This window comes from Pseudolysinimonas sp. (genome assembly GCF_031389465.1).
In the GTDB taxonomy this organism is placed as follows: domain Bacteria; phylum Actinomycetota; class Actinomycetes; order Actinomycetales; family Microbacteriaceae; genus Pseudolysinimonas_A.
In genome coordinates this window covers 1-1550 of the sequence record NZ_JANMSQ010000279.1, presented here as the reverse complement: position 1 = coordinate 1550, position 1550 = coordinate 1, and the positions used below count along the sequence as shown (strand labels likewise).

The window sequence follows — 1550 nt, the reverse complement described above, 5'->3', positions numbered from 1 at the left end:
GCTCCAGCATTCGAAGGAAGTCGCCTTTCTCTCCGCAACCATGGCGGCCGAGCTCAAGGTCAACGTCACCATCGCCAAGCGCGCGGGCCTGCTGCACGACATCGGCAAGGCGATCGACCGCGAGGTCGACGGCACCCACGTCCAGCTGGGCATCGAGTTGCTGCGCAAGTACGGTGAATCGGAGGAGGTCATCCACGCCATGGCCTGCCATCACGGCGACTTCGATCCGCAGTCCGTCGAAGCGGTCCTGGTCACCGCCTCCGATGCCCTTTCCGCGGCGCGTCCGGGCGCCCGGCGGGAGGTTCTCGAGACTTACGTCAAACGGCTCGAGAAGCTCGAGGAGATCGCCAACAGCTTCAAGGGAGTGCAAAAGAGCTTCGCCATCCAGGCCGGCCGTGAGGTGCGGATCATCGTTGACAGCGGCAAGATCGGCGACGAGCAGGCGATCTGGCTGTCCAAGGACATCGCCAAGCGGATCGAGGCGGAGCTCACCTACCCGGGCGAGATCCGCGTCACTGTGATTCGCGAGACCCGCGCCGTCGAGTTTGCGCGATGAAGCTGCTCTTCGTCGGCGACGTCATCGGGAAACCCGGGCGTCAGGCGCTGAAGCGTCTGCTCCCCAGGCTGGTCGACGAGCACAACGCAGACTACGTCGTCGTCAACGTCGAGAACATGGCGGGTGGTTTCGGGGTGACACCGGAGACGCTCGCGGAGCTCGACGACCTGCCGATCCACGCCCTCACCACGGGCAACCACGTCTGGGACAAGAAAGAGGTCCTCGACATGCTGGAGCACGAGCCGCGGCTCCTCCGGCCGGCGAACTACCCGGATGGCAATCCGGGGCGTGGGGTACATATCGGCGAAACCTCGGCGGGGGTGCGGGTGGCGACGATCAACCTCGAGGGTCAGGTCTTCATGAAGAACCTCGATTCGCCGTTCCGCGTCGCAGATCGCCTGCTGGCCGACCTCGACAGCAGGATCAAGGTCGTCTTCGTCGACTTCCACGCCGAGGCGACGAGCGAAAAACAGGCCTTGGGCGTCTATCTGGACGGCCGGGTGAGTGCCGTAGTCGGCACGCACACCCACGTTCCGAACGCCGATCATCGCGTCCTTCCGCAGGGGACAGCGTTTCTGACCGACGCGGGCATGACCGGACCTTACGAGGGCGTCATCGGCTTCCGTTCCGACCGCGTGCTGCAGCGATTTCTGACCCAGGCGCCCGCCGCGTTCGAAGTCGCCAAGCGCGACGTACGGCTGGCTGGGGTACTCATCGATATCGACGAGGCTACGGGCCGCGCCCGCGGCATCGATCGCTTCCTGGTGCCGGACGCGGGAGCCTGAACCGTGGCCGCGAGACCGCCCGCGATCGACTCCCTGCGAGGAGCCCCCGGACGCAAGAAGCTCTCCGTCATCGTCACCACTTTCAACGAGGAGATCAACGTCGCCGAATGCCTCGAATCGGTACTCTGGGCGGACGAGATCGTGCTCGTCGACTCGTTTTCGACCGACCGGACGGTGACGATTGCCCAGCGCTTTCCGGTGACGATTCT

Annotated in this window: 3 protein-coding genes; all 3 read left to right on the top strand. The window is 65.0% G+C overall.

Translation table 11 applies throughout. The features are described from left to right. Positions 1-556 (top strand): HDIG domain-containing metalloprotein (locus tag RMO30_RS11005; RefSeq protein WP_309713288.1); only part of this gene is annotated, 556 nt, incomplete at its 5' end. Further along, the gene (locus tag RMO30_RS11000) at positions 553-1341 is read left to right on the top strand and encodes a TIGR00282 family metallophosphoesterase (protein WP_309713286.1); all 789 of its coding nucleotides are present in this window, start codon (positions 553-555) and stop codon (positions 1339-1341) included. The genes RMO30_RS11005 and RMO30_RS11000, both read left to right, overlap by 4 nt. Positions 1342-1344: 3 nt before the next feature. After that, positions 1345-1550: glycosyltransferase (locus RMO30_RS10995; RefSeq protein WP_309713282.1), on the top strand; the 206-nt coding region annotated here is incomplete at its 3' end.

What these genes read in the sequence shown, in the direction of transcription:
- RMO30_RS11000 (WP_309713286.1), top strand. Translation starts at nt 553, where the DNA reads ATGAAGCTGCTCTTCGTCGGCGACGTCATCGGGAAACCCGGGCGTCAG.